Origin of the sequence: Microcoleus sp. Pol7_B2 (assembly GCF_036701035.1) — a bacterium.
GTDB lineage: Bacteria > Cyanobacteriota > Cyanobacteriia > Cyanobacteriales > Microcoleaceae > Microcoleus.
On the sequence record NZ_JAUBQB010000175.1, the window covers coordinates 1 to 2209 of the forward strand.

Annotated in this window: 1 protein-coding gene; it reads right to left on the bottom strand. The window is 44.7% G+C overall.

Going from position 1 to position 2209, the window contains the following annotated elements:
• Positions 1–224: 224 nt before the first annotated feature.
• A complete protein-coding gene (gene ltrA, locus QUA57_RS28350; protein ID WP_333251543.1) occupies positions 225–1970 on the bottom strand; it encodes a group II intron reverse transcriptase/maturase in 1746 nt (581 codons plus the stop codon).
• Between the last annotated feature and the right edge of the window lie 239 nt (positions 1971–2209).

A 2209-nucleotide genomic window follows, 5' to 3' on the forward strand; every position in this document is an offset into this window, starting at 1 on the left:
AGGTTCTGCAACAAATCACACCTGAAGAAATGAGTTCACTATCTTCTTACACTTTCATTCTGGAAGCTTTATTCTATTCAGCTTCATATTAAATTGGTATTATGAGGATTGGCGTACTCAGTCGGGCCACCGTACATATTGACATACCGCTGGCTAAGGTCAGGTAGTCGCCTACCTGCCTCGCCTACAAAACCGGACTTGAGACTTTCACCTCATCCGGCTCCTCAGTGACTTGGGTAACTGTCTATACTACCCCCAGCCAAACCATCTTTGGCTGTTTTTACATCGTGGCAATGTTTGTGTAAGAGCTGAAGATTGGTATATTCATCCCTACCACCTTTGGAACGGGGGATTTTATGGTCGATTTCCCATTTATCTTCAACTCCGAAAATCAATCCGCAATGGTTACATTTACCCCTTTGACTCTTCATTAGAGTTGCCTCTTTTGTTGAGATTTCAGGGTGTTTTCCCCTTCTTGTACTCCAATAAACCAGGTTTCCGTCGTATGGAGACGATTCGCCTTTAACTTTCACATGGCGGACTATTGAAGTCTCGCTATGCGTTCTTAACCGCATTAAGTTTTCACTTTTTGCATTGGTTGCGAATACCCAGTTATTACCGCCAATGGTCTTCCAGTATCTATTGATGATCCACTGGATAGACTTTTTGGGATGACGGCGTTTTGCCCATGCCTTAAGTTTGCAAAAGATTAGGTGGTCTTGATCTTCGTAAGCATCCTTGCTCACGACGGTTGAGTAGTAGTTTGCCCATCCTCGGATAATTGGATTAAGTTTTCCAATTAGCGCTTCTTGAGTCGCTGTTCTATGGGCGTAGATGATGTTTGCTACTTGCTCGTAGTGTATCTTTTGCTTCTCTTGGCTTGGGGTGATGATTGTTTTGAAACCTAGCAATTTTCCGTTATTCTTTCCAGAGTGATACTTTCCAACTGGGAATTGCCTTATATTAAATCCCAGGAAGTTGAAACCTGGGGTATTTCCCTCGTATTCCTCAAGGGTATGGGCTAGGCGAGTTTTACTAGGCTTCAATTCTAAGCCCATGCTTTTTAACCATTCGGAGATTATCTCCTTACATCTTTGAACAACGGTTATGTCTTGGTGGAGAATTACGAAGTCATCGGCATATCGGATGAAGTGAGCGGCGGAAATGACTCCTGCGTACTTTCCTTCTCTATAAACCTTCCTTTTTGGGAAAGCTTGAGCTATCCGGTTTTCCATCCCGTGGAGGGCGATATTTGCTAATAATGGGGAAATAACCCCACCCTGCGGCGTACCCTCAGATGTTGGAAACAACTGCTTACCATCCATCACTCCCGCTTTTAACCAGGCTCGAACTTGTCGGCGGATGGTGGGGAATGTATTTAATTTTTTGAGCAGTGCTTCATGGTCGATGCGGTCGAAACATTTGGCAATGTCAGCATCTAACACGTATTTAGCTTTCTGACAAATTACCGTGAATATTTGCTCTATCGCATCATGGCATGAGCGTCCGGCTCTGAACCCGTATGAGTTAGGTTCAAATCGCGCTTCCCATTCTGGCTCTAGTGCCAGCTTGACAAGTGCTTGCAAGGTTCGGTCATTTATTGTCGGGATGCCTAATGGTCGCTTCTCCTCCGTCCCAGGCTTGGGAATCCATACTCGCCTAGTTGGAGCGACTTTTGGGCTTAATTTAAGTTTAGAAACAAGGGCGAGACGTTGTTTTGGGGTCAGGCTTTTAAGCCCATCCACACCAGCCGTCTTCTTGCCGCTGTTGTCTTGTGTTACCCGCCTGACCGCTAAGCATCTTGCTGACCAGGACTTCATCAACGTCTTTTGGAGTCTGCGTATTGCTTTAACATCACCACGTTGAGAGGCTCGATAAATTCGTTTTTGGAGCTTATAGACAGACCGTTCCAGCTTTCGCCAGTTAATGTGTCTCCATTCCACCATCGGTTGTGACCGTGTTTTAGACATATATACTCGGACTTTCGACTTTATCTTCCATATCACCGTGAGTCTGTCTGCATATCCCTGTCATTACAACAGGGCGTTAGCTTTTGACTCTATCCCACCTGTTCGCAGCATACGGTTAGCACCTGCTCTTGGTATTCGACATCCAACAGAGCATACGAGAGGTTATACCAATTTAATATAAAGCTGCATAGAATAGGGCTTCAAGAATAAACTTGTAAGATGACAACGAACTAATTTGC

Bases quoted from the DNA above. Each gene is read 5' to 3' on its own strand.
- ltrA (WP_333251543.1), bottom strand. From the start codon at position 1,970: ATGTCTAAAACACGGTCACAACCGATGGTGGAATGGAGACACATTAAC.